Raw genomic sequence first — 4,834 nt, forward strand, 5'->3', positions numbered from 1 at the left:
AGAGTCTCCCACAAGGTCCAGCGCTCACTTTGGAGCGTGTCCATCTTCCTCAATCACCACCCGCTCAAACCGGCCAGCCAGCAAGCCATAAGCCAGAAGGCCGAGGACGCCGTGGGCCGCGACGAACCACAGGGCGATATTGAACGAGCCGGTTACCGCAACGATATAGCCGATCACCAGTGGCGTGATGATCCCGGCAATATTGCCGATGCCGTTGAACACGCCGCCGCTGAGACCGACCATGTTTTTCGGTGCGGTATCAGACAACACTGCCCAGCCCACCGCCGCCAGTCCTTTGCCGAAGAAGGCAATGGCCATGACGGTGATGACCATCCAGTTGGCGTCGAGGAAGTTGGCCGAGACCAGTATTGTCGACATCGCCATGCCGATCATGAACGGTGTCTTGCGGGCGATTGACGGGTGTACACCACGACGAATCATCCAGTCAGAGAGCATGCCACCCAATACGCCACCGGAGAAACCGCAAATGGCAGGCAGCGCGGCGACCCAGCCGGCTTCCATGATGGTCATGCCGCGTCCCTTGATCAGATAGATCGGAAACCAGGTTATGAAAAAGTAGGTGAGGGCGGTGATGCAGTATTGGCCCAGGTAGATCGACCACAAGGTGCGGCTGGTGAACAGTTGCTTGATTTCGCTGAGCTTTGCTTTGGGTTTTTTCGTGGTGCGGGTCAGCTCCAGGTCCACCAGTGCGCCGCCTTCGCGCATGTATTCCAGCTCCCGAGGGCTGAGGTTTTTATCACTGTGGGGCTCACGGTAGAAAGCAAACCAGACCACACTCAGTACGAGACCCAAGCCACCCATCCACAGAAACACATGCTCCCACCCCCACGAATGGGTCAACCAGGCCATCATCGGCGTGAATAGGACGACGGCCATGTATTGCGCGGAGTTGAACAGCGCCGACGCAGTACCGCGTTCGCTGGTGGGAAACCAGCAGGACACGATGCGGTTGTTGGCCGGGAAGGCGGGCGACTCGACCAACCCCAGCATGAAGCGCATGGCGAACAGGCTGATAGCGGCCGAAGCGCCCATTAAACCCATCCACCCGACAGTGCCCTGTAGCATCGTGAAGATGGACCACAGCACCAGGCTGCAGCCATAAACACGGCGCGCACCGAAGCGATCCAGTAACCATCCACCCGGCACCTGGCCCAGCGCGTAAGCCCAGGCAAACGCGGAGAAGATCACGCCGAGCATCATCGGATCGAGACCCAGATCCTTCACCACCCCGGTGCCCGCAATCGACATGGTGGCCCGGTCGGCATAGTTGATGACGGTAACGATAAAGATCAGGGCAAGAATGAGAAAGCGATGGCGACCGACCCTGGCTTGCGCCTCGACCTGGTCCAGAGGGATGGATTTCGACAGCATGAGGCGTCTCCTGTAGGGACGTTTTATTTTTGTTAGAAGATGTAACTTCTTCTTTCCTCGATAGTAGGAGCCTCGGTGGATATACGTCTAACATAGATACTGGATAGGTTGATGCGGATTTTGAATCGTGGAATTACACCAGTTACGATGTTTCGTGGCCGCGGCCGAAGAGCTTCACTTCGGCAGAGCCGCCATACGCCTGCATATGACCCAGCCGCCATTAAGCCGACAGATCCAGTTACTGGAGCGTTCGCTGGGCATTGTCCTGCTGGAGCGCAATAACCGCGGCGTGCGCCTGACGGCGGCTGGCCGAGGCTTTCTGCGCGATGCGCGACATATCCTGACGTTCTCGGAGCAGGCGGGTAATTCAGCGCGGCGTCTGGCCTCCGGCGAAGTGGGCAGGCTTACCCTGGGGTTTACCGGGGTTAGCGCTTACAGCATGGTGCCGCAGTTGCTGGCCAAGGCTGCCGTTGAAATGCCGGAAGTGAAGTTTGTGCTCAAGGAGATGGTTTCCGATGCCCAGCTGGATGCACTGTCGGCGAATCTGATCGACATAGGCCTGGTGCGACAGGTCAGGGATCGGGAGATGTTCGATGCGCAACTGGTGTATCGGGAGCCGCTGTTAGTGGTGCTGCCTTCAGGACACCCGTTGACCGCGCAGCCGTCGATTGCCCTGGCGGACCTTAATCATCAGCCTTTTGTGATGTACGCCGCGGATGAAGGCCGTTATTTCTACGACTGCATTGTCGGGCTGTTCGCCATGAGCGGTGTCACGCCTCACTACACCTATCACCTGGGGCAGACCCACGCGATTGTCAGCATGGTCCAGGCCGGTCTGGGACTATCGATCGTGCCGGCTTCGGCCCGGCAACTGCACAGTGGCGCAGTGGTATTTCGGCCGCTGCGCGACGCGACCCTGAATGCTGACCTGCACATGATTTCCCGCAACGATAACGAAAATCCAGTGTTGCCCGCGTTCAGGGATTTGCTCAGTCGGGAGTTTGAACATAATCGAGCGTGAAAAATGCGCTGATCCTGCCGGGGGTGATGGCAAAGTCGGGACAAGCCTCGGTATGCTGCGCCCATGAGTGCCCCTCTACCGCTTCGTCAGCCTTGTCCCCCCGGTGCCTGCAATTGCGGGCGCGAACTGTTGCAGGCCCACGAACTGCGGATTCTGGCGTTGACCCGTCAAGAGGAGAAGCGCCTGCTTGAGCGTCTGGAAAACCTGAAGAGTCTGGCCGATCTTGAGCACATGCAGGGCAAGTTGTACGAGCAGTTGGGGATTCGACTGGAGGTGGTGCCGGGTTTTAACGAAGTACGCAGCATGCGCGGGATCGCGATCACTATCGACGAGTTGCCGGGGTTGTGTCGCAAAACCCGGCAGTCGATTCCTGCTGCCATCAGGCGAGGCCTGGAAAAGAATCCTGAAATTGCCTACCGGTTGCTGGACGCACACGATCTGTTTCGCGATGTCTGAGTTCAGGCTGAGCATCTCTCAGTCTTGACGCTGATTTTCTGTAGGAGCTGCCCGGGTGTCACTGACCCTACGCTGTCGCGCGCTAAACCTGAGACCTGTGGAACCGGATTCGTCCGGGAAGGCGGCATTTCAGGCAACGATGTGGTGGCGGATCTACTGGCCTCTTCCCGGATGAATCCGGTCCCACGGGTTGTGTGTAATCAGATAGTTATGCGTTGTCTGGTAGGAGCTGCCGAAGGCTGCGATGGCGGTGTGTCAGGGTTAATGCCTCGCAGCCTTCGGCAGCTCCTACAAGTGTGCGTCATGACTGACTGTCAGTTGACCACCGAAGACGGATCCGACTGCAGCAGCACCTTGGCATGCACCGCCATCAGGTCGTCGTCAAGTGTCGACTTGCCCGTCGTTATGCGCGAGCTTCGGTCGTCACGCAGGGCGGCGTCGATCATGCCCAGCAAGTTGCGCGACTTGGAAATCTCTTTCGGGGTGCTGATGGTATCGATCAGTTTGCCCATCTCATATCGATTGACGATTGTCGACTGTTGAGCGCTCTGGGTAGAGCTGGCCACAACCAGCGCGCCCATGTTATAGCCGATGCGGGTGCTGCTCTCGGCCTGATCCTTGATCTGGTAGAAGTCGTAGTTTTGCGATTCGGCGGTATTGCCCAAGGCCAGTTTCGAACCAAGATAAATGCTCTTGTGGTACGACGCCTCCAGGCTGGATGTCTGTTTCTGCTCAATGGACCGATTTGCGTTGCCCGCACCTTGCATGTCTGTAGTTTGCGAGGCTTTATAAGAAAACTTGTCGGCTTCTGCGGGGCGCATCGGGTTGCTGTGCTGGGCGTTTTGCGTCAGCGACACGCTGAAATCCGCAAGCCCGGTCAACATCGAGCGATCCACACTGTTCAGGCCAGAGCTGTCGCTCAGGCTTTTGGTGGAGCTCTGCAAAGATGAAAATGCATCCTTGAACAACTCCATCAGGTCTTTGTCGCCCTGGCCACGGCTTTGCGCTGCATCAAATTGCTTCAGGTAGCTTTGTACGGCCTGGGCTTGCTGTTGAGCGTTGCCCAATATCGCTGAGTTGTTCTTAACGCTCAGTTGAACATTGCCGGTTGGGCCAGTCATTTCGACGGATTTGGTCTTTTCATCCGACTGGAAATTCAACGTCTGATACTGGTTATCGCCCACTTTCAGGCGCGCGCTCAGGTCAACGGACGAGAAGAGGGCTGGATTCAGCTGGGTCAGGTTGCCGAGATTCAGGCGTGGCGTTTCGGCAGTCAGACCATCAATCGCTCCCTGAAAGGAATCTGCCAACGAAGCCAAGGCCTCATTTTCCTCATCGCTCAGCTTGCCACCGGTGACATCGGCTTGCACCGCGAGGCCGTCATCCTTGCTGGTCAGGTTCAGGGTGATGGTCGCGCCACTGGCGGTTTTCAGGGTGAGGGTGATGGTGTTTTGCGTATTGCCGTGCAACTGCGCCTGGGCTGATTTCAGTGCGGCAGCGTCTTTTACATCGCCAGCGCCTGATTTGATGATGGACTGGGAAATGGAGTTTGAATTGCCGCTGGCAAGCTGTTCCAGCAGTGCCGCGCCCAAGCCCTGAAAGCGTCCCGCTGTCGATTTCGCGGACATGTTGCCGGTGAGGGCAGTAGTCACGGCGTCACGGGTGTTTTTCTCAAGGATCAGCACCGAATCGGCGTTGTTCAAGCTTCCACGGCTGGAGTAAGTGGCGGCATCCGCGACTTTGGAATCCTCACCAAGCATGACAACGGAGGCCGGTGAGCTGGCGAGTGTCAGAGGTGTCTGGGTGGCGCTCACTGGTACGGCAGTGGTGGCTGGAGTGGTGATGAGCGGCGTGCTGGCAGTGACTAAAGAGATTGAGGTCATAGCGCTTCCGTGCTGGCTTATTTGGATTTGTATCTGCTTTGTAGCGGCCAATTGCAGGGAAACTTTAGAAAGGGAACTGGAT

4 protein-coding genes are annotated in these 4,834 nt (G+C 57.4%); 2 read left to right on the plus strand and 2 right to left on the minus strand.

What is annotated here, in order from left to right; all coding sequences use genetic code 11:
- Window positions 1-24: 24 nt before the first annotated feature.
- Entirely contained in the window at window positions 25-1,392 is a 1,368-nt protein-coding gene (locus tag H8S59_RS26050) for an MFS transporter (RefSeq protein WP_095102089.1), read from the minus strand.
- Window positions 1,393-1,519: 127 nt separating this feature from the next.
- Between H8S59_RS26050 and H8S59_RS26055 the strand changes: the two genes are divergently transcribed.
- Window positions 1,520-2,413: a LysR family transcriptional regulator gene (locus H8S59_RS26055; RefSeq protein WP_343073090.1), complete on the plus strand. Its 894-nt coding sequence runs from the start codon at window positions 1,520-1,522 to the stop codon at window positions 2,411-2,413.
- 63 nt (window positions 2,414-2,476) lie between these two features.
- On the plus strand, window positions 2,477-2,869 hold the full coding sequence (locus H8S59_RS26060; RefSeq protein WP_095102085.1) for a hypothetical protein: 393 nt from the start codon (window positions 2,477-2,479) through the stop codon (window positions 2,867-2,869).
- A 314-nt stretch (window positions 2,870-3,183) separates the two neighbouring features.
- Here the strand turns inward: H8S59_RS26060 and H8S59_RS26065 are convergent, their stop codons facing one another.
- Entirely contained in the window at window positions 3,184-4,752 is a 1,569-nt protein-coding gene (locus H8S59_RS26065; protein ID WP_187523286.1) for a lactate dehydrogenase, read from the minus strand.
- Window positions 4,753-4,834 lie beyond the last annotated feature (82 nt).

This window comes from Pseudomonas folii (genome assembly GCF_014357575.1).
GTDB classification, from domain to species: Bacteria; Pseudomonadota; Gammaproteobacteria; order Pseudomonadales; family Pseudomonadaceae; genus Aquipseudomonas; species Aquipseudomonas folii.